The sequence below is a fragment of the Alteromonas sp. DYW1 genome, from assembly GCF_059752595.1.
On the sequence record NZ_CM186038.1, the window covers coordinates 3,799,766 to 3,819,624 of the forward strand.

General features: G+C 44.8%; 22 protein-coding genes. 13 read left to right on the forward strand and 9 right to left on the reverse strand.

Translation table 11 applies throughout. The annotated features are described in order from the left end of the window. Positions 1-28 precede the first annotated feature (28 nt). The 6 genes from AC121Z_RS17270 to AC121Z_RS17295 all read left to right on the forward strand — a co-directional run bounded on the left by AC121Z_RS17270 (position 29) and on the right by AC121Z_RS17295 (position 4,353). Positions 29-1,120 (forward strand): MBL fold metallo-hydrolase, encoded by a 1,092-nt coding sequence (locus AC121Z_RS17270; protein ID WP_498125566.1) that lies wholly within the window; start codon positions 29-31, stop codon positions 1,118-1,120. Positions 1,121-1,163: 43 nt separating this feature from the next. Then, positions 1,164-1,481 carry a DUF1820 family protein gene (locus tag AC121Z_RS17275; RefSeq protein WP_498125567.1) on the forward strand — a complete coding sequence of 106 codons (318 nt, stop codon included), beginning with the start codon at positions 1,164-1,166 and terminating at the stop codon, positions 1,479-1,481. A gap of 33 nt (positions 1,482-1,514) precedes the next feature. Next, a complete protein-coding gene (locus AC121Z_RS17280; RefSeq protein WP_498125568.1) occupies positions 1,515-3,275 on the forward strand; it encodes a DUF885 domain-containing protein in 1,761 nt (586 codons plus the stop codon). Positions 3,276-3,293: 18 nt separating this feature from the next. Continuing rightward, entirely contained in the window at positions 3,294-3,803 is a 510-nt protein-coding gene (locus tag AC121Z_RS17285) for a hypothetical protein (RefSeq protein WP_498125569.1), read from the forward strand. A 91-nt stretch (positions 3,804-3,894) separates the two neighbouring features. Then, entirely contained in the window at positions 3,895-4,146 is a 252-nt protein-coding gene (locus AC121Z_RS17290; RefSeq protein WP_498125570.1) for a hypothetical protein, read from the forward strand. Positions 4,147-4,167: 21 nt separating this feature from the next. After that, positions 4,168-4,353, forward strand: a complete 186-nt coding sequence (locus AC121Z_RS17295) for a hypothetical protein (protein ID WP_498125571.1) — start codon at positions 4,168-4,170, stop codon at positions 4,351-4,353. Positions 4,354-4,374: 21 nt separating this feature from the next. Here the strand turns inward: AC121Z_RS17295 and AC121Z_RS17300 are convergent, their stop codons facing one another. Both AC121Z_RS17300 and AC121Z_RS17305 read right to left on the reverse strand, forming a co-directional pair. Beyond that, on the reverse strand, positions 4,375-4,797 hold the full coding sequence (locus AC121Z_RS17300) for a hypothetical protein (RefSeq protein ID WP_498125572.1): 423 nt from the start codon (positions 4,795-4,797) through the stop codon (positions 4,375-4,377). Positions 4,798-4,850: 53 nt separating this feature from the next. Next, entirely contained in the window at positions 4,851-5,531 is a 681-nt protein-coding gene (locus tag AC121Z_RS17305) for a DUF2202 domain-containing protein (protein ID WP_498125573.1), read from the reverse strand. 258 nt (positions 5,532-5,789) lie between these two features. Here AC121Z_RS17305 and imuA point away from each other — a divergent pair, with 258 nt between their 5' ends. From imuA to AC121Z_RS17320, 3 genes are read left to right on the forward strand one after another with little or no spacing between them, the layout of a single operon-like run. Continuing rightward, entirely contained in the window at positions 5,790-6,476 is a 687-nt protein-coding gene (gene imuA, locus AC121Z_RS17310; protein ID WP_498125574.1) for a translesion DNA synthesis-associated protein ImuA, read from the forward strand. Between the two features lie 5 nt (positions 6,477-6,481). Further along, complete coding sequence (locus AC121Z_RS17315; protein WP_498125575.1) at positions 6,482-7,909, forward strand: Y-family DNA polymerase; 1,428 nt, start codon at positions 6,482-6,484, stop codon at positions 7,907-7,909. Beyond that, positions 7,909-10,980 carry an error-prone DNA polymerase gene (locus AC121Z_RS17320; RefSeq protein ID WP_498125576.1) on the forward strand — a complete coding sequence of 1,024 codons (3,072 nt, stop codon included), beginning with the start codon at positions 7,909-7,911 and terminating at the stop codon, positions 10,978-10,980. The genes AC121Z_RS17315 and AC121Z_RS17320 overlap by 1 nt, the downstream gene beginning before the upstream one ends. Here the strand turns inward: AC121Z_RS17320 and AC121Z_RS17325 are convergent. Both AC121Z_RS17325 and AC121Z_RS17330 read right to left on the reverse strand, forming a co-directional pair. Then, complete coding sequence (locus AC121Z_RS17325) at positions 10,958-11,188, reverse strand: hypothetical protein (protein WP_498125577.1); 231 nt, start codon at positions 11,186-11,188, stop codon at positions 10,958-10,960. The genes AC121Z_RS17320 and AC121Z_RS17325 overlap by 23 nt on opposite strands. 61 nt (positions 11,189-11,249) lie before the next feature. Beyond that, a complete protein-coding gene (locus tag AC121Z_RS17330) occupies positions 11,250-11,453 on the reverse strand; it encodes a hypothetical protein (protein ID WP_498125578.1) in 204 nt (67 codons plus the stop codon). Between the two features lie 295 nt (positions 11,454-11,748). Between AC121Z_RS17330 and AC121Z_RS17335 the strand changes: the two genes are divergently transcribed. Further along, positions 11,749-11,949, forward strand: a complete 201-nt coding sequence (locus AC121Z_RS17335; protein WP_498125579.1) for a hypothetical protein — start codon at positions 11,749-11,751, stop codon at positions 11,947-11,949. A gap of 380 nt (positions 11,950-12,329) precedes the next feature. Further along, a complete protein-coding gene (locus AC121Z_RS17340) occupies positions 12,330-14,441 on the forward strand; it encodes a prolyl oligopeptidase family serine peptidase (RefSeq protein ID WP_498125580.1) in 2,112 nt (703 codons plus the stop codon). Positions 14,442-14,538: 97 nt separating this feature from the next. Here AC121Z_RS17340 and AC121Z_RS17345 read toward each other — a convergent pair whose 3' ends face one another. Next, positions 14,539-14,679, reverse strand: coding sequence for a hypothetical protein (locus tag AC121Z_RS17345; RefSeq protein ID WP_498125581.1), 141 nt, complete (start codon positions 14,677-14,679; stop codon positions 14,539-14,541). Positions 14,680-14,770: 91 nt separating this feature from the next. Between AC121Z_RS17345 and soxR the strand changes: the two genes are divergently transcribed. Together soxR and AC121Z_RS17355 are read left to right on the forward strand one after the other, a co-directional pair. After that, entirely contained in the window at positions 14,771-15,208 is a 438-nt protein-coding gene (gene soxR / locus AC121Z_RS17350) for a redox-sensitive transcriptional activator SoxR (RefSeq protein WP_498125582.1), read from the forward strand. A gap of 58 nt (positions 15,209-15,266) precedes the next feature. Then, complete coding sequence (locus tag AC121Z_RS17355) at positions 15,267-16,007, forward strand: type 2 periplasmic-binding domain-containing protein (RefSeq protein WP_498125583.1); 741 nt, start codon at positions 15,267-15,269, stop codon at positions 16,005-16,007. Positions 16,008-16,062: 55 nt separating this feature from the next. Here the strand turns inward: AC121Z_RS17355 and AC121Z_RS17360 are convergent, their stop codons facing one another. The 4 genes from AC121Z_RS17360 to atpG all read right to left on the reverse strand — a co-directional run bounded on the left by AC121Z_RS17360 (position 16,063) and on the right by atpG (position 19,809). Then, entirely contained in the window at positions 16,063-17,013 is a 951-nt protein-coding gene (locus AC121Z_RS17360) for a tetratricopeptide repeat protein (protein ID WP_498125584.1), read from the reverse strand. A gap of 64 nt (positions 17,014-17,077) precedes the next feature. Continuing rightward, entirely contained in the window at positions 17,078-17,494 is a 417-nt protein-coding gene (locus AC121Z_RS17365; RefSeq protein WP_100657563.1) for a F0F1 ATP synthase subunit epsilon, read from the reverse strand. Positions 17,495-17,531: 37 nt separating this feature from the next. Continuing rightward, positions 17,532-18,917: a F0F1 ATP synthase subunit beta gene (atpD, locus tag AC121Z_RS17370; RefSeq protein ID WP_498125585.1), complete on the reverse strand. Its 1,386-nt coding sequence runs from the start codon at positions 18,915-18,917 to the stop codon at positions 17,532-17,534. A gap of 31 nt (positions 18,918-18,948) precedes the next feature. Beyond that, a complete protein-coding gene (gene atpG, locus AC121Z_RS17375; RefSeq protein ID WP_498125586.1) occupies positions 18,949-19,809 on the reverse strand; it encodes a F0F1 ATP synthase subunit gamma in 861 nt (286 codons plus the stop codon). Positions 19,810-19,859: the final 50 nt, after the last annotated feature.

The window sequence follows — 19,859 nt, forward strand, 5'->3', positions numbered from 1 at the left end:
CAATTTTTACCTCGAAGTATCTCGGCTTATGTTGTTTAGACGAATGCACTGGGCTTTATTCCTGGCGCTAATAATTAGCTTACAAGCCTGTTCAACTAAGCAGCAGCCTGAGTGGTTTGATGCAACAAAAGCTCACCATCAAGTCGATGCCGATGGCAACATTCGTTTTCGAAACCTGTATCTTAAAGATAAGGATAAGAACTTTTTTGATTTTCTTGAGATGCGTTACTTCGGGGATGAAGCATGGGCTGAGCATAGCGACCTCGGACATACGGTGCCGATACAACAAGTGGATGTGGCAGGGATTCAACAGCCACCCAATAGCCCGCAAATTACCTGGCTTGGACATTCCACGTTTCTGATCCAATACCAAGGAATTAGTATTCTCACCGACCCGATTTTTTCCGACCGCGCATCGCCATTGTCCTTTATGGGGCCGAAACGTTATGTGCCTCACGTTATTGACTACACAAAGTTACCGCCGATTGATGTTGTCATCATAAGCCACAGTCATTATGACCACTTAGATCAAGCAACCATTGAGCAGCTAGGCAACCAACCTCAGTATTATGTGCCGCTAGGACTAAAACCTTGGTTGGTTGAACACGGCGTAAGTAAGACGCAAGTTGCCGAACTAGACTGGCAGCAATCCGCTACCTTTGGTGAACGCTTGAACATTGTTGCCTTACCCTCACAACACTGGTCTGCACGCTCTTTGGGCGATAGGTTTACCACCCTATGGGCGAGTTGGGGACTGCAGTTTAATGATTTTACCCTATGGTTCGCTGGAGATACTGGGTATCATCCAAAGTTATTCAAGCCAATTGGAAAGCAGCTCGGGTCTATTGACCTCGCCCTGATCCCTATTGGAGCCTACGCACCACGCTGGTTTATGCGGGATTATCACGTAAACCCTGAGGAGGCCGTGCAGATCCATGATGATATTGGTGCTAAGCTGTCGATCGGCATGCATTGGGGCACCTTTCCTTTAACAGCAGAGCCTCCTATTGAGCCACAACAGCGGCTTGATACAATTATGCAAAGTCGCCACAGTAATGAGACTGATTTTCAAACCTTGGAACTTGGCGAAAGCTACGTAGTCGTGGATAAAGCGAGGTGAAACCGCTAAAATCAGCGCGGTTTGGTTTAAGTTAGCAGGTATCATGTCTAAATCGTTATTTAGAATTCAGTTTGTCAGCAACGGTGAACGCTATGAACTGTATGTTCGCGAAGTAAGTCAGGGTGGGCTTTTTGGTTTTGTAGAAATTGGCGATTTTGTCTGGGATACCCACACCAGCTTAGTTCTTGATCCCAGTCACGAAAAGCTCAAAGATGAGTTTGCTGATGTGACGCATACCTATATTCCTATGCACAATGTATTGCGGATTGATGAAGTCAAAAAGCAAGGCAGTGCAAAAATTACTGCACTGTCGGATAAAGTAACAGCGTTACCAACTCCAATTTATACACCGAAGAAATAATCGCGTTGCCACAAACTGTTAGGAGTAAGCATTATGAAAGTAACCCTTATAGCCGCCCTTGTTATTTTCATGTGGAGTTTATGTGGTGTCGCATATGGGAATTCTGCCGCTTCCCTACAGTTGGAACGTTTGACTGAGGAAATTTGGCAATATGAGTTACGCAGCTTTCCTGGTTTGGCTCGGCGTCAGGGATTGCGAGAGTTTGCAGATAAACTAACCGATGTCACACCTGAAGCACTGCAATCGCGTGCCGAACAGTTTCAAACATATTTAGACCAACTTGCCCTTATCGATGCCGCAGAATTATCGCAGCAAGAACGAATTACCTTATTAATGCAACGTTATCGCATTCAGAACTATGTGGATGAATATCGTTTTAATGAGCACTATGTACCAATCACCTCGGAATACGGATTTCATAGTAGCCTCGCTCAGCTCCCCAATCAAATTCGCATCATAGATTCGGAGTCAGTGGAAAGTTACTTGGCTCAGCTCAAACAAATTGGTGCCATCATAGACACCCATATTGCATGGATGGAAAAAGGTTTAGCTGTCGGGAAAACACAACCTAAAGCAGTATTGGAAGGTTATGAAGATACCATCAGTTCGCTCATAACAGACAGTCAAGAGAGTGTGTTTTATCAACCACTGGCCAAGCTTGATGGAACTAAATATAGCGCCGAACAGATCGCCACTTGGCAAAGCTCTGGGCAAGAAATAATTGCCGCGCAAATTACCCCTGCATTACAGCGCTTTTATGACTTTTTTACGCAAGTCTATAAGCCCAATGCGCGCAACGAAATAGCGGCCAAAGGGTGGCCCGATGGTACAAAGTACTATCAGAATCGGATTGAATATTACACCACCACTACCATGACCGCTGAGGAAATCCATCAGATTGGCTTAGCCGAAGTTGCACGGATCCGCGCTGAGATGCAAGCCATCGTCGATAAATTGGAATTTGCTGGCGATATCAATGCGTTTATCCAGTTTTTACGTACCGATCCACAGTTTTACGCCAAAAGTGCAGAAGAATTGCTGATTTACGCTTCTTATGTCGCCAAACAGATGGATGCTAAGCTACCACAGCTTTTCAAAAAATTACCACGCACTCCCTATGGAGTTGCGCCAGTTCCAGCTGCAATTGCGCCAAAATATACCACTGGTCGCTATGTATCTCCGGCACGCGATGACCAACCCGGTTACTATTGGGTTAATACTTATGCTCTAGACAAACGTCCGCTATACGCTATTCCAGCGCTGACTTTACACGAAGCTGTGCCGGGTCATCATTTACAAATTTCGCTCGCCAACGAAATGTCGGGTTTACCTCCTGTGCGACGCCAAACCTATATTTCCGCCTTTGGCGAAGGTTGGGGTTTGTACTCAGAATACTTAGGTAAAGAGGTTGGTATTTATTCTGACCCCTATGACGATTTTGGCCGTTTAAGTTATGAAATGTGGCGGGCATGCCGTTTAGTGGTTGATACGGGCATGCATATGATGGGTTGGTCACGTGCAAAAGCGCTTGCGTATATGCTTGAAAACACTGCACTCTCAGAGCATAACGTAAAAACCGAAATTGACCGCTATATTTCGTGGCCTGCGCAGGCGCTATCCTATAAAATTGGTGAAATAAAAATTAAGGAATTACGCTCCATGGCGGAAACTGAGTTGGGCGATAAATTTGATTTGCGCGCCTTCCATGATGCCGTGTTAGCGCAAGGATCGGTACCATTGTTCGTGCTCGAGCAAAACATTAATGCCTTTATCGAACAACAAAAGGCGCTATAAACGAGGTTTTTCAGCACTATGATTTCTGCCGGCATTATTGCCATTATGCTTATTATTTTGATTTATTTTGTCGTGCGTGGGCAGGGATTGCAGCGTGAATTGAAAATAGCAAATAACAATGCCAAGGCTAAAGCCTATGCACTACGGATAGGGCAGAAGCAGTTGGCATTTATGGCTCACGAACTGCAACAGATCTTTGTTAATCGCTTAGAAGCGCTGAATAAGCGAGCCCTGATCAATCAAGAAGACTATCAAGTTGCCAGCTTTATTATGAGTCGCTTCGAATTTATCGTAATGAACTGTACTGAGCATGGTCGTACCGTTGAAGAAGCGGTTAATCGTGCGGTGGAAAACCAAACCATCACCATTGAAAAAGTCAATGAACTGATCAAGAAGCAACCCAGTGAAATCCGTATGGCATGGTGCCAGAACACAGTCGATGGCTTTATCGCCGCATGTCGTGGAATCAGTAGTGGTGCGCTGAAAACACAAGCAGCCGACAGTGAAGAGGCGGCTGCAGCCAGTTAAGTACAGCTGCTCCAACACAAGTTAACGACCAACACTTATAATTTAATTAAATGTGCTATTTTATAAGTATAAATATTCTAAGAGAATTACTATGAAAACTGTTGGTTTGTTATTCATCACTTTACTGCTAATTCCGTCTAGCGCCTTTGCTGCTGCGGGCAAAAAACACTTCCCAGGCGTTTTTGTAGGCACAACGAACTTTGATGATGAAAGTAACTTAACTTTAGGATTGGAATATGAATATCGCTTTCAACCCAAGTGGGGAGTTGAGTTTGTCTACGAACGCATTCAAGACGCTCATCACGGCGATGGCGTAACTATTCTGGTTGCACAAGCCATGTAGCACCCATTTGATTATTTCCGGTTGGGTTTTGGCGTCGGAGAAGAGCAAATAGGCGGTGCGCATCCACACAATGAAACGCTTTACCGAGCGACTGTCGCTTATGATTTTCAAGTTGGAGATTTTGAAATTGCTCCTGTGCTCAGCCTTGACCGGATTGACAGCGAAACAGCGGTTGTAGCAGGACTTGCGTTTATCTATCCCTTCTAACTGGCGAATTAAAACAGCGTGTCACTCTATTCTGAATGTACGGTGACACGCATTACACGTCGACATAATCGCCACTACTTCTTTTTGAATCAATTTGCTATCGGTTTGCTCTTCTGACAATACTCGCCAATGTAGATCCATTGTTTGACTAATCTGTTTAAACGCTACAGGAAATTGTTTGCCTAGCCCTTGCGGATGATTTTTATGGGTGTACTCAATCAGCGTCTTAACCAAATCATCCGCTGCCTCAGGCTCATCATTCATATCTGCGACTTGAATAGCCGTTAGCGTTTCCAGCATTCTACGCATACGCTCTAATACAAAAGCCTTTTGCTCTGCACTGAGCTCTATCGTTATCCGCGTATCCAATACTTGCGATTGAGGTTGTTCTTCAGCCAAATTTACGTGCGAAAATATCAGGAATATTAGTATAAAAAATCTCATTGATTTGCTCCTACATCACTAAATCACATCGGGCGAAATACAAGATGCACTGATTAACCCCGTTCAATTGGCGAATTCACGATTTGATCAAATTCAGCCTGACTCAGATAAACCGGCGTATAACTCCCAACATTGGCTTGAATTTGTTTGTAGAAAGAGCGCAAATGATTACGCGATCCTTTTTGCAGGTTGTCATACACCAATATGATATCGGCGTTGTCTACCACATCTTGGCTCAGCCGTTCGATATCGTAAATATCCAATTCTTCAATAAGCGCGCCCACGTACAAGCCCTCCAAATATGACACCTCACCTCTCTCGGTTAAGGTGTCATATAAATAGCTAAATTCTGCATTCGCAAACACGCCGACGGTGCTATCTATTACGGGATCAACTAGGCTGTAACGATCGAGCAGCAATTTAACTGCATCGGTGTGAGTTTGTTCGCTTACGGCTATATTGGTAAAGATATCCACGCCATGAACATCATAAAGTGTGGCATATACATCATGCGCAAGCTTTTCTTCTTCTCGCATCATGAGTAAACCTTCAATTTCAATTGCACTTAAATCGCCGACAGGGTATTTATTCAATTCCGTATTGAGCTGAGGAATATCAAAAGGTGTCGCACCGTTTTCTGCTACATTCGGACCTTGATAGTCTGTATCACCATTGCATGCTGAGAGTAGAAAAATAAAGGATGCAGCTGCACAACCGGCTTTGAGTAAATTCATAACATTCTCCGAGTCTATAAAACACGTTCAAATTGATCACGTGCACTTATGACTTTGCAGAAAGAATGCCAAGAAAAAGGGGAGTATTTAGTCCAAATAACGTGTATTTAAACGTTCTCATGACAAATATGACATTGTCGTATGTTTGTTGTGACACAACTGGCAATCCGCGACTTCACCTTGCTTGTCACAATATTTACTTGCGCAAAAACATTTACCCACTATACTGTACAAACATACAGTATTTGTTTTGTATTTATGTCTGCTTTAATTACTCATCTAAAAAACAAGCAACTGTTATGGCAAGCATCACATGCCAGCCAAACAGCTGCCGCTAAGTTATCTACTGGTATCAGCACCTTAGATAATGCGCTGCACGGCGGCTTTCCGAAGCACGGTGTAGTACGCATCAACAGCACTATGAGCATTGGTGAATTACGCCTATGCATGCCGGTCCTTCAGGCTCAGCAAGAAGATTTACGCCAACTCTTTTTTATTTCTCCACCAGCCGCGGTCAATGCTGAAATGTTAGCCGAATATGGAATTGATTTAGCGCGGACATTCTTTATCTCACCGGCTGAACCCGCGGATGTATTGTGGGCCTGTGAGCAATGTTTGAAAAGTGGTGTTTGCCATACGGCAGTGTTGTGGTGTAACCAGCTTTCAATTAGCCAAGCGAAGCGCTTACAGGTAGCAGCTGAGCAAAGTCAGAGTTTGCTGTTGTTATTGCAATACAATCAGCAAATACAACCTTTACCCATCAGTTTATCTATGCGTGTTAGTCGGGCTAAGCAATATCTGCACATAGACATTGATAAACAACGCGGTGGCTGGCCAGTATCCGGATTACAAGTCGAACATACGCTCGGTAGTGTGCAACAACGCTATCAAGCTATAACCGCCAACAGTATGGATAATGTTGTTCATTTATATGCACAACAGTAAAGTATATGCAGGGGTTGTGGTTATATGTGCACTTCAATGCGCTACAGTTAAGTAGCGTTGTTGATCATGACGGCTTACCAGCACTCGATGCCCAACAACCCATCGCGATTTATGATGCGCAAAATAATCAACTCTGTCAGCTAAATACAGCCGCACAACAGCAAGGCTTAAGTCGTGGACAAGGCCTTGCGTCAGCCAGTGCTCTTTGCGCAGAACTCTGCATTATCGAGTATGACAGCAAATGTGAAAGCCAGCGTCTGAGCGAAATCGCAGAGCATTTATACGGCATTACCGCAGACATCGCATTAGATAACCCCGATGGCTTGTTTTTACGCGCCGATAATATGCTTAAGCTCTATGACAGTTTGAGCTGCTATTGGCAAACCATTCAGTCATTGCTCAGCAACTATGCTTATAACTACGCCAGCGCCCACTCAATGAGTGCAGCAAAAGTACTCGCCTACGCTCAATATAACCATATAAGCGATGCTCCGCAGGAATGGAAGCAAGCTCTAAGGCGTTGTTCTTTAAGGCACAGTAATCTCACTGATAAACAACTCCAAACCCTCAAGCGAGTGGGCATTACCTCATTTGATGATCTGTTTAAGCAACCGGTTAGCGCTCTCGCGGCCCGCTTTGACGGCCCCTTACTACGCTACCTTAGCGAGCTCAAAGGTGAACGTTTTGAACGGCTTCCGCTGTTTAGACCAGCCCGTCAGTTTCATAAACACTCAGAATTTTTGTATGAAATTACCCTCAGCGAACGCTTATTAAAACCGCTAGAATCATTGCTGATGTCACTTGAACGTTATCTTATTCAACGTGCACTCGTAACCTTTGATCTGAATATCACATTAATCTTGCGTGATAAGCAACAACAGCAATGGCGCTTACATAGCGCACAAGGTGAGAATCGCAGTAAAGCTTGGCTATCAATTGCTCGTGTTGCCGTCGAGCGTCTAGAGCTTACAGCGCCAGTGCAAGCCATGAGCCTAAATGCTCACGAGCTCACCCCGATGCTTGCTGCAAATGATGATCTATTTACCGCTCGTCAATCTGAACTCACCCCATTGCAATTAATCACCCGTTTGCAAGCTCGCTTAGGAGAGCGTTGCGTGTATCAGTTAGCGCTAGGCAATGATCATCGTCCCGATCATATCAGTCAGCGCTTGTACTTTACTGACCAGCAACACGCTAAACCAATGAGTGTTACCCAATCATTCCATGATCGCCCATCCTTACTATTACCCAAACCGCAACCACTGGGTGGGAAAAGCCGGATCCTAACAGCCCCTGAGCGCTTGTGTACCGGTTGGTGGAGCGCGCAACCCTTAGAGCGAGATTACTTCATCGCGCAAAATGATCAGGGGCAATACTTGTGGGTATTTCGCGATCAACACAAACGCTGGTTTGTACATGGGTATTTTGTCTGATGTACGCCGAACTGTTTTGCCAGTCTAACTTTTCATTTTTAACCGGCGCTTCACACCCTGAAGAGCTGATTGCACGCGCTGATTTTTTAGGCTATTCCGCCTTAGCGCTCACCGACGAGTGCTCCGTCGCAGGGGTGGTGAGAGCCTTTACCGAAAAACAACAAAAGCAACTGGCCATCAAACTGATTGTAGGTAGCTACTTTAAATTAAACGATGACTTTGAATGTGTTTTATTATGCCCTAACCAAAAGGCTTATGCCGAGCTATGCCGGATCATCACCAATGCCCGTCGCCGTGCAACCAAAGGGCAGTACCAGTTGGAGGAGTGGGATTTAAAGCGCGTTCAGCACTGCCTGTTAATCTGGTTGCCCAAACCTGACCCTAGTAGCCAACAAGTATGGGCTGACTGGCTTCTGCGTTATCATCCTACCCGCACATGGATCGGCGCGCAGCGCTGGCTAGTTGCCAATGAAGAAGCCTACTTAAACCAATTACAAACCCTGGCAACTACAGCTAACCTACCGATCTGCGCCTGCAGTGGTGTACTTATGCATGAACCAGAACGATTGCCCCTGCAGCATGTTCTGCATGCAACTCGCGTCGGTACATCAGTACAACAATTAGGTAAAGCCGGACTGAGTAACGCGGAACGCTGTTTACGCGATCAAACTAAACTGAGTAAGCTTTATCCCGCCAGCTGGTTAGCCGAAACTCAGAGTATCGCACAGCGCTGCACTTTTTGTTTATCCCGCTTACGCTACCAGTATCCTGCTGAACTTATTCCTACTGGCTTTGATGCTAAGAGTTACTTGCGTTTATGTGTTGAACGCGGGATCAAAAAACGCTTTCCATCCGGCCTCAGTAAAGATATCCGTGCCATCATCGAAAAAGAACTCCGCTTAATTGCCGAACAGCGCTATGAATACTTTTTCTTAACCATTTTTGACATCGTACAGTTTGCCAAACAACAAGGTATTCTATATCAGGGCAGGGGATCGGCTGCCAACTCTGTCGTGTGTTATTGCCTTGAAATCACGGCGGTTGATCCGCGCCAAATCAATGTTCTATTTGAACGCTTTATTTCCAAAGAGCGCAATGAGCCCCCAGATATTGATGTCGACTTTGAGCACGAACGACGTGAAGAGGTTATTCAGTATATTTATCGTAAGTACGGGCGAGAACGAACGGCGTTGGCCGCGACTGTGGTCTGTTATCGCTTTAAAAGTGCACTGCGAGAAGTCGGCAAGGCACTGGGGATCAATGCCTCGCAACTGGACTTTTTCATCGCCAACGTGAATCGCCGTGACCGCAATGTCAGCTGGCAGTCACAACTAGGCGATTTAGGTCTCGACCCTGCTAGCCGTATTAGCCAGCAACTGGTTAATTTAGTCCACGAATTAATGGGTTTTCCCCGCCACTTATCTCAACATGTCGGTGGTTTTGTGATTTCCTCAGGTCCGCTCTATGAGCTAGTACCTGTGGAAAATGCCAGCATGCCGGAACGTACGGTTATTCAATGGGATAAAGACGATCTGGAAAGTCTCGGCTTACTCAAAGTAGACGTATTAGCTCTGGGCATGCTGACCGCTATCCGCAAGACCTTCGAGATGCTACAAAAGTATTACCAACACTCCACCTGCATTGCTGATATCACGCGCTGGGGCGACGACCCACAAGTTTACAAGATGATCCAACAAGCTGACACCGTAGGCGTATTCCAAATAGAGTCACGCGCGCAAATGTCCATGCTACCGCGGTTAAAACCCGCCGGTTATTACGATTTAGTGGTGCAAATTGCGATTGTCCGACCGGGCCCTATTCAAGGTGACATGGTACATCCATACCTACGCCGTAGAAATGGAAAAGAGTCGATTGACTACCCTTCCAAGGCGGTAGAGTCCGTGCTGAGTCGCACTATGGGAGTCCCGATATTCCAAGAACAAGTGATCCAGCTCGCCATGGTTGCCGCTGGCTTTAGTGGTGGAGAAGCCGATCAATTGCGTCGCGCTATGGCCAGCTGGAAGAAGAATGGAAAACTGCTGCAATTTAGACAAAAGCTGGTTACAGGCATGCTCAAGAAAGGTTATGAAGAGGCCTTTGCTGAGCGCCTTTTTGAACAAATTTGCGGCTTTGGAGAATATGGATTTCCCGAGTCGCATTCTGCTTCATTTGCCGTCTTGGCCTATGTTTCTTCGTGGTTAAAGTATTACTATCCAGAGGCGTTCTATGCCAGCCTAATGAATAGTTTACCCATGGGATTTTATACTGCTTCACAGTTGGTACAAGATGCGAAACGTCACAATATCGAAGTAAAGCCTGTGTGTATTAACACCTCACAATACCAGCATTACTTACAACCCCAGCACGGACGTTTTGCCATCCGCTTAGGTTTACGGATTGTTAAAGGCTTATCACAAGCGACCGCAGAACGCTTACTGCGGCAGCGCCCGACCACAGGTTTTGTATCAATTGCTCAAATCCGTCAGTTAGGCATCAATGCACTAGAGCTACAAGCACTCGCCAGTGCCGATGCCTTCAATGCGATTGCTGGTAATCGCTATCAAGCCCGCTGGCAAATCATGGAAACCACTTCACAATTACCCTTAATGACTGATCAACCCGATCCTCATCAGCTCAGCTTAGTGCCGAGCGAAATTGATAATTTATTGGAAGATTACCAATCGACAGGAATGTCGCTCAGCCGCCATCCCGTCGAGCTACTCATACAAGCTCAGAAACTGCCTAAATTCACTCTGGCACGTGACTTAAACAAGCTAACGCATAAATCGGTGGTGACGGTAATTGGTTGTGTCACCGGCAGACAGGCTCCCGGTACAGCGTCAGGCGTTACCTTTATTACTTTAGAAGACCCGACTGGAAATATTAATGTGATCGTATGGCAGGCGTCAGCCCGCGCGCAAAAACAAGCTTATCTAAAGTCAACCATTTTACAAGTTAATGGCATTCTGGAACGCGGTGATGCCGATGTCATTCATATCATTGCCGGACGCTTGACCGACCTCAGCCACCTACTCAGCGAGCTGGATCTCAACGCACGTCATTTTTATTGATTATTTCGCGAGGAGTTACTTTTGCTTTTTGTACCAACACAAACAGACCAGCAAGCCAGACAGTAATAGCATTAACAATCAGCACCATTACAACTAGCCAATCCGCCAATTGCATAACAACATGCAACATAATAAATAAAAACCCGCTCTCTGCGAGCACTAATGCGAGTAGAAATCTTCGCTTTGACTTAGTGACAGATTCAAACATTTCTTATTTCCTAACGAATGCAATCACATTATTAAATACCAATAATGTGATTGCTCTGTGATTAAACGTAAATAACTGAAATACCACTTGAAATTAATGATGCAGCAGCAAAAACACCAGCACCAACAGGATTAGAAATGGCAATTGCCATACCAACAAAAGCAACTGCTGAACCAATACTGGCACCCCATGCTGCATCGTTACTAACTCCGCCACTGACCATATGAACGTCATCCAGTGATAGCTCTACAATTTGATTTTTCATAAGTAAGATCCTTCTATATAGGTCACTATCAATATTGATAGTGACTTAAGTCTAAGTAAGCGTTTTTAAGAAAGAAACTGATCGCAGGCACTGTTTTCATCATTGAGGATTTATTGGAAGATTACCAATCGACAGGGATACCACTCAGCCGCTATCCCGTCGAACTACTCATGCAAATTACTACATTAGGAGCCGATAGTTTAAGCAAGAAACTAGAGAATTAGTTTTACAACAAACTAAACTAATCCGGTCAATAAAGTAGGGTGCTTAGCACGCTTTTAACGAGGGAGCACAGATGTCGCAAAAACAAAAATTAGCATTCCAAATAGCCACCCTTCTGTTCGCTATATTCTATTTCTTATTTATTCATCAAAAACTGGATTTAACTTCACTGACCTTCGGCGGAATAATACTGATCACCTCGTTGTTTGGGCTGATTGTTGCAGCTTTCTACTTTTGGGTCGCCAAGAACCCAAAAACCATCGATAAGTTATAAAATAACCAACCGTTCACCATTGACAATGTTTAGGCGTAATAAAAAATCGATAATACAACGCCTAGCTTTTATCCTTGTTGTCACTGGGGTACTACTAATCTTTATTTGCGCTAATTAGAAGAAGCTTAATCGCCAACAAGCTCATGATTACATAAGGAAGTTGCCAATATTGATTGCGAGCCTGTGAAAAAACAAAAACCTAACAATTAATCCCACAAAACCATCGCATTTTAGTTTACGATGAGGATTGAACGTTACCGCAATTATTTGCGTAACATATTTACCTTAATCACAGAATAACAAGAGCTAAACAGGTAATCATTCATGAAAACAACAACCCGAACACTCGTTGCGCTGGGCGTAGTGGGCGTGCTAAGTGCGTGCCAACCACAAGTACAAGAAGAAGCCACTCAGCAGTAGCCGCCAGTGAAGAAGTAAATCCCGTGACCATAAACTATCCCGCCACCGCAAAAGGTGAAGTTGTTGATACCTATTTTGGGACTACCGTCGCAGACCCTTACCGCTGGCTTGAAGATGATCGCAGCGCAGAAACCGAAGCTTGGGTTAAAACGCAGAATACTGTGACTCAAGGCTACCTTGCGCAAATCCCTTATCGCGACAAAATTGCTGAAGTGGTTAAGAACCTGATTAATTATGAACGCGTGTCAGCACCCTTCAAAGAAGGCGAATATACCTATTTTTACAAAAATGATGGCTTACAAAACCAGAGCGTAGTTTATCGTCAAAAAGGCGATGGCGAGCCAGAGGTTTTTATCGATCCCAATCAATTCAGCGATGATGGCACGGTGTCACTGGCTGCCCTTGAGTTTTCCGAAGATGGTTCGCTAGCTGCGTATCAAACATCCACCGGCGGTAGCGATTGGCGTGAAGTTTATGTTATCGATACCGCAACCAAAGAGCTTCTGAGTGACAAATTAGTCAATGTTAAATTTAGTGGCCTGTCATGGTTCAAAAATGAAGGTTTTTACTACTCTAGCTATGACAAGCCCGAAGGCTCCGAGTTAAGTGAAAAGACTGATCAGCATAAAGTCTATTATCACAAAATTGGTACCAGCCAAGCCGATGATCAAAAAATCTTTGGTCATGTAGATGCAGAGAAACACCGCTATGTTGGTGCAGGTGTTAGTGATGACAATCGCTTCTTGTTTGTTAGTGCTGCCAATGCCACGTCTGGCAATCGCATGTATGTTAAAGATTTGTCACAACCTGAACCCGCATGGGTCACGGTTAAGGAAGACATTACCTCCGACGTTTACCCACTCACTACCAACGGCGATAAACTGATCCTAGTTACCAACCATAATGCACCGAATACGAAGATTGTGGTTGCTGACATTGCCAATCCAGATGTGGAAAACTGGCAAGACTTAATTGCTGAAACCGACAACGTGCTAACCCCAAGCACAGCAGGGGGCTTTATCTTCGCAGAGTATATGGTTGACGCGATTTCACAGGTGAAACAATACGACCTCACCGGTGAATTAGTACGAACGGTAGAATTACCGGGTCTTGGCTCAGCAGGAGCCTTTTCAGGTAAGCGAGAAGATACTTCAGCGTATTACACCTTTACGAATTACAGCACACCAACCACGGTCTACAATTTCGACATCGACAGTGGTGCAACTACCGTTTTTAACCAACCAGAAACAGCATTTGTCGGCGATAATTTTGTGTCTAAGCAGGTGTTCTATACCTCTAAAGATGGTACTAAAGTACCTATGATCATCACGCATCATAAAGACACCGAACTAAACGGTAAAAACCCAACCATGCTATATGGCTACGGTGGTTTCAATGTAAGTTTAACCCCGCGTTACAGTTCAACGGTTGCCGCTTGGTTAGAGCTGGGTGGTGTATACGCAGTACCAAACATCCGTGGAGGTGGTGAGTACGGCAAAGCCTGGCATCAAGCAGGTACACAGCTACAAAAACAGAATGTCTTTGATGACTTTATTGCAGCTGCGGAATACCTGATTGAAAATAAGTATACCAGCAGTCAATACTTGGCGCTGCGCGGCGGATCAAACGGTGGATTACTCGTTGGTGCAGTAATGACCCAGCGCCCTGAGCTTGCGCAAGTCGTATTACCTGCGGTTGGGGTATTGGATATGCTGCGTTATCACACCTTTACTGCTGGAGCGGGATGGGCCTATGATTACGGTACTTCTGAGCAAAGTCCGGAAATGTTTGAATACTTATTGGGTTATTCTCCAGTACACAATGTAAAAGCAGGTGTCGCGTATCCAGCCACCTTGGTGACTACCGCAGATCATGATGATCGTGTTGTACCTGCCCACTCATTTAAATTTGCAGCGACGTTGCAAGAGCATCAAAGTGGCTCTAACCCGACGTTAATCAGAATTGAAACTGACGCTGGTCATGGCGCAGGTACTCCGGTAAGCAAAACCATTGAGCAATACGCTGATATCTACGGTTTTACTCTGTTTAATATGGGTATTAAAGCGCTCTAAGCTTTCTGCATCCGCGCCGAAGGTGCGGATGCATTTACTGTAAAATTAATTCTTGCGACCCATATTCCGTGCATCATCAACCATGTTGATCCGCATACTATTTTAGCGCCATAGTTGCATTTACTAGCGCAATATAATTGCTCATCCATTGCTTTATCCACTGGGATAAAGACGCTTTCTTTAACAACTTCGCCGTTTCATTCTCGCTGTCTCTTGCTGTAACTACAGTGATATTCATTTGACTATTCCTCTGTTAAGTTCACAATCACTGTAAAACCTCAAGCTAACTTGAGGTAAAGTACTTTTTTATTTATTTTTCGGAATACAGTATGGAACAACAAGCGTTGACGGTCGGTGCGGTCGCGAAGCGTTCAGGGGTAGCGGTCTCAACCCTGCATTTTTATGAACATAAGGGCCTAATATCGAGCCAACGCAATACTGGCAATCAACGGCGTTATCGCTCGGATGTATTACGTCGAATCGCGGTCATAAAAGCCGCGCAACGACTAGGAATAAGTCTAGAAGAAATAAAACTTGCGCTGGATAAGCTACCACACCAAAGAACCCCAACTAAAAACGACTGGGTAACCCTATCGAGTCATTGGCAGGAAGCGCTTAACCAACGCATTTATGCACTCGAAAAACTCCGTGACTCATTATCAAGCTGTATAGGTTGTGGTTGTCTATCGTTGCATGCGTGCCCACTCTACAATCCGGATGACAATTTGGCTGAACAAGGGCCCGGCGCAGTGATTCTGAACCGCTAAAACTTTTCGCTTTTCTGGTTTTTTCTGTCTATCTTTAGGTAAGAGAAAAGGAGTCTTCATGAAGCTAAGCTTGCTGATATTCTTGGTTGCTGCCTATAGCTCTGTCCTTCGGGCTGAGCAATCCAGTGCGGACGAAAATCAGCTAAATTCACAGACCATAACCCTCGCCGCACTAGAATTTCCGCCATACGCCTATACAGAAAGTGGTTCTAGTGAATGCATAGGATATATTGTCGAGCTAACTGAGCTGATTTTCGTACGACAGGGTCACAAGTTAAACGCTATTTGTGCTCCCGCAATCCGCGTTTACCGCATGATAAAGGCAGGCGAGGTAGACTTAACTGTTAATATAAAATCAACTCGCTTGATCCAACAAAATGTTGAGTTTATAGAGCCGCCTTTCGGTGAACTGGAATTAATTTTTTTAAGCCACCACAAAGAAGGCTTCGCTGAAATGGTTAGTGGCATACGTGGCTTTGACTATAATGGCCAACGCCAAGTGTTGGAGCAGCAGGGTTTTATTTTTCAAGATACGCCCGGCAGTATCGATGCTATTAAAATGTTTGTGAGAGGACGAACTCGACACCTTATCACGTACAAGGCTCCGTATAAGTTTTACCTTGAACATAATGGTTTTGAAATGCCTGACAAGGTAACAATCAAAAGCCTGATGAAATTACCGACACATTACGCTGTATCAACAAACTCAGATAAACACGGATTGATTAAGCAAGTATTAACTGCCCACAGTAAACGTACTGAGGTTAAGCGTTTCGACGAGCTATTACCTTTCTATTAAACGACTATTGTCAGTTTGAACAGACGAGATTAAAAATAGGAACGCAACAGCAAAATTAGCGTAAATTCAAAGACCGATTTAAGTCGTCTCGACCACCATATATTTCACACCCCGGCATTTCTGCAGTGCATCCATTGCCTATAATTCTGCTGCCAGTTTGTCGCCCCGTGTTCCAAAACGGATCGATTACTAAATCCTTTACAGCGTTAAGTTGCATGCTCAAACCTCTCACCTGAATGATTTCAATATCAGGATCAAAATTCGAGTTCTGCGGTATCTGGGCATTGCCTGAGCGATTGTGTTTTGCATTTTCTGTTGACAGTTTATGCAACAACTTTTCTGAATTTGCATAATTCCCCTGCGCTGGAAATGCTAACAATTGCTTTGCCTTTTCAATATCTTGTCTAACATGGACACCGTCTAGGTAAATCACTGCGAGTAAATAATTAGCCAAATAACTATTACCTTCGGCTACTTTTACGTTCAACAAGTCTAATGCGTGCTGGAGCTCTTGCTGAGTAGACTTGGGATCTAGATAGACTAACAAAGCGTACTCTTCCGCTGTCTTGTGGACTCCTCGTTCGGCCGCTTTACGCATCACCGATTTCGCTTCAGCAATATTTTTTTCCGTACCCAAACCCTTTGAAAGCATACCTGCTACTTGACGATAAGCAGGCCAATAGCCTTGACGCATTGCTTTTGAAAAATAATAAAATGCATTTTCAAAATCCGTCTTAATGCCCGAGTCATTGTTCATAAAGATATGACCAAGAGAAAAGCTCGCTTCCATATTCCCTCTGGATGCAACTGCACGTAACGTATTTAATTTTGCTAATGAACAATCTTCCTGAGCACACTCTGGAGCGTTGGGTATAGCAACTGCTGGTAGGGCGAGAACACTGACAATGAGTAGTAGTATGATTTTATTCAACTTCTGAAATCCTTCTCGGTTAGAACAATCAATTCCTAGATTACCCGTAGTGCAACCAGTAAATAAAATAGACAAAGACTAAAATCCACTAACAAAAAAGCCGGCAAGTGCCGGCTCTTTTTTATCATTCTATAACTACTTATTTACGCAACTTCTGTATCAATCGTAATTGCGCAATCGCTTCAGCTAGCTCAACAGCAGCTTCTGCATAGTTAAAGTCTGTGCCTGGATTAGCAATATGCTCTTCAGCGCGACGCTTAGCTTCTTCAGCGGCTTGTTCATCGAGATCTTCGGCGCGTACCGCAGTATCTGCCAAAACCGTTACATTACCTGGCTGTACTTCAAGAATACCGCCTGCAATGTAAATCATCTCTTCTTCGCCATGCTGCTTAACCAATCGCACCATGCCAGGCTTTAATGCGGTGATCAGTGGCGCGTGCCCTGGGTGGATACCCAATTCACCTTCGCTACCGGTTACCTGTATCGTCTCAACGCGGCCTGAAAAAACTTGTTCTTCAGCGCTTACCACATCAAGATGTACTGTCATTGCTGCCATGGGCACCTCCTAAAGTTGAGCGCTTGCGCGCTCGGACTTATTTCTTGTTGGCTTTCTCAATCGCTTCGTCAATTGAGCCAACCATGTAGAAGGCTTGCTCTGGAAGGTTATCGTAATCACCTGCCAAGATACCCTTGAAGCCAGCGATCGTATCTTTAAGCGATACATACTTACCAGGCGACCCAGTAAATACTTCAGCTACGAAGAACGGCTGTGACAAGAAACGTTGGATCTTACGAGCACGTGTTACAACCTGCTTGTCTTCATCAGACAATTCATCCATACCCAAGATTGCGATAATATCTTTAAGCTCTTTATAACGCTGCAACGTTGTTTGAACGCCTTGTGCAGTGTCATAGTGCTCTTGACCAACAACTAATGGATCTAGCTGACGCGAGGTTGAATCTAATGGGTCAACCGCTGGGTAAATGCCCAAAGATGCGATATCACGAGACAATACAACTGTTGCATCCAAGTGAGCAAAGGTGGTTGCCGGTGATGGGTCAGTCAAGTCATCCGCAGGTACGTATACCGCTTGGATTGAGGTAATTGAACCCGTCTTAGTCGACGCGATACGCTCCTGTAGAACACCCATTTCTTCAGCTAGTGTAGGCTGATAACCTACCGCTGAAGGCATACGACCAAGAAGTGCTGATACCTCTGTACCGGCCAATGTATAACGGTAGATATTATCTACGAAGAAAAGTACGTCACGACCTTCGTCACGGAACTTCTCAGCCATTGTCAAACCAGTAAGAGCAACCCGTAGACGGTTACCTGGTGGTTCATTCATCTGACCGTAAACCAACGATACTTTATCAAGTACGTTAGATTCGTTCATTTCATGATAGAAATCGTTACCTTCACGCGTACGCTCACCAACACCAGCGAATACTGAGTAACCACTGTGCTCGATAGCGATGTTACGGATAAGCTCCATCATGTTTACGGTTTTACCAACACCCGCACCACCGAACAAACCAACTTTACCACCCTTAGCGAATGGGCAAACCAAGTCAATTACTTTGATTCCAGTCTCGAGTAGTTCAACTGAGCTTGATTGCTCTTCATAAGTAGGCGCTTCGCGGTGAATAGACATACGCTCTTCTTCACCGATAGGGCCAGCTTCGTCGATTGGGTTACCCAATACGTCCATGATACGGCCCAATGTTTTGGTACCGACAGGAACCATGATTGGCGCACCCGTATTTTCAACTTTCAAACCACGACGTAAACCGTCAGTAGTACCTAGTGCGATACCACGGACAACACCGCCACCTAATTGCTGTTGCACTTCAAGGGTCAAACCCTCTAAGTCACCTTCGGTCACTTTCAGTGCGTCATACACTCTTGGTACTGCTGATTGTGGAAACTCGATATCCACAACGGCACCAATGATTTGGACGACCTTACCTTGACTCATAATTAGTCCTCGTTATCTTTAAACCTGTTGCCTACACCGCAGCTGCGCCGCCAACGATCTCACTGATTTCTTGTGTAATCGCTGCCTGACGGGCTTTGTTATATACCAATTGCAATTCATCGATTAAGTTACCCGCATTATCGGTTGCAGCTTTCATTGCAACCATACGTGCAGCTTGTTCTGACGCTGCGTTTTCAACAACGCCTTGGTAAACCTGAGACTCAATGTAGCGTGTCATTAACGCTTCCAAGATCGGTTTAGGATCTGGTTCGTATATGTAGTCCCAACGATGCTGCAATGCTTCATCTTCCGATTTCGGCAAAGGCAATAATTGATTGATCACTGGCTCCTGCGCCATAGTATTTACGAAGTTGTTGAAAACCAGATAAACTTTATCCAATTCACCTTTATCGAACGCATTAATCATTACGCGCACGATACCCACAACATCGCTTACTTTAGGTGCATCACCAATACCCGATTCAGCAGCCATAACATCGCCACCAAATCGATTGAAAAACGCACACGCTTTTGAACCTAGTGCAGCAAAGGCAATTTCAGCCCCTTTTTCCTGCCAGGCTTTAGCATCTTGCGTGACTTTTTTAAACTCGTTGGTGTTTAAGCCACCGCACAATCCACGGTCAGTAGATATTACGATGTAACCAACGCGTTTAACCTCACGCTCCTCTAAATAAGGATGGCGATACTCAAGCGCGCCGTTTGCGATATGACCAATCACTTTTAGCATGTTTTGTGCGTATGGGCGGCCAGAAGCCATTCGGTCTTGCGCCTTTTTCATTTTTGACGCTGCAACCATTTCCATCGCACTGGTAATTTTTTGGGTGTTTTTAATACTCCCAATTTTACCTTTAATTTCTTTACCGCTGGCCATGATTATTCTCCAGTTACTTAACAGACGAGGTGCTTACGAATAAGCACCGG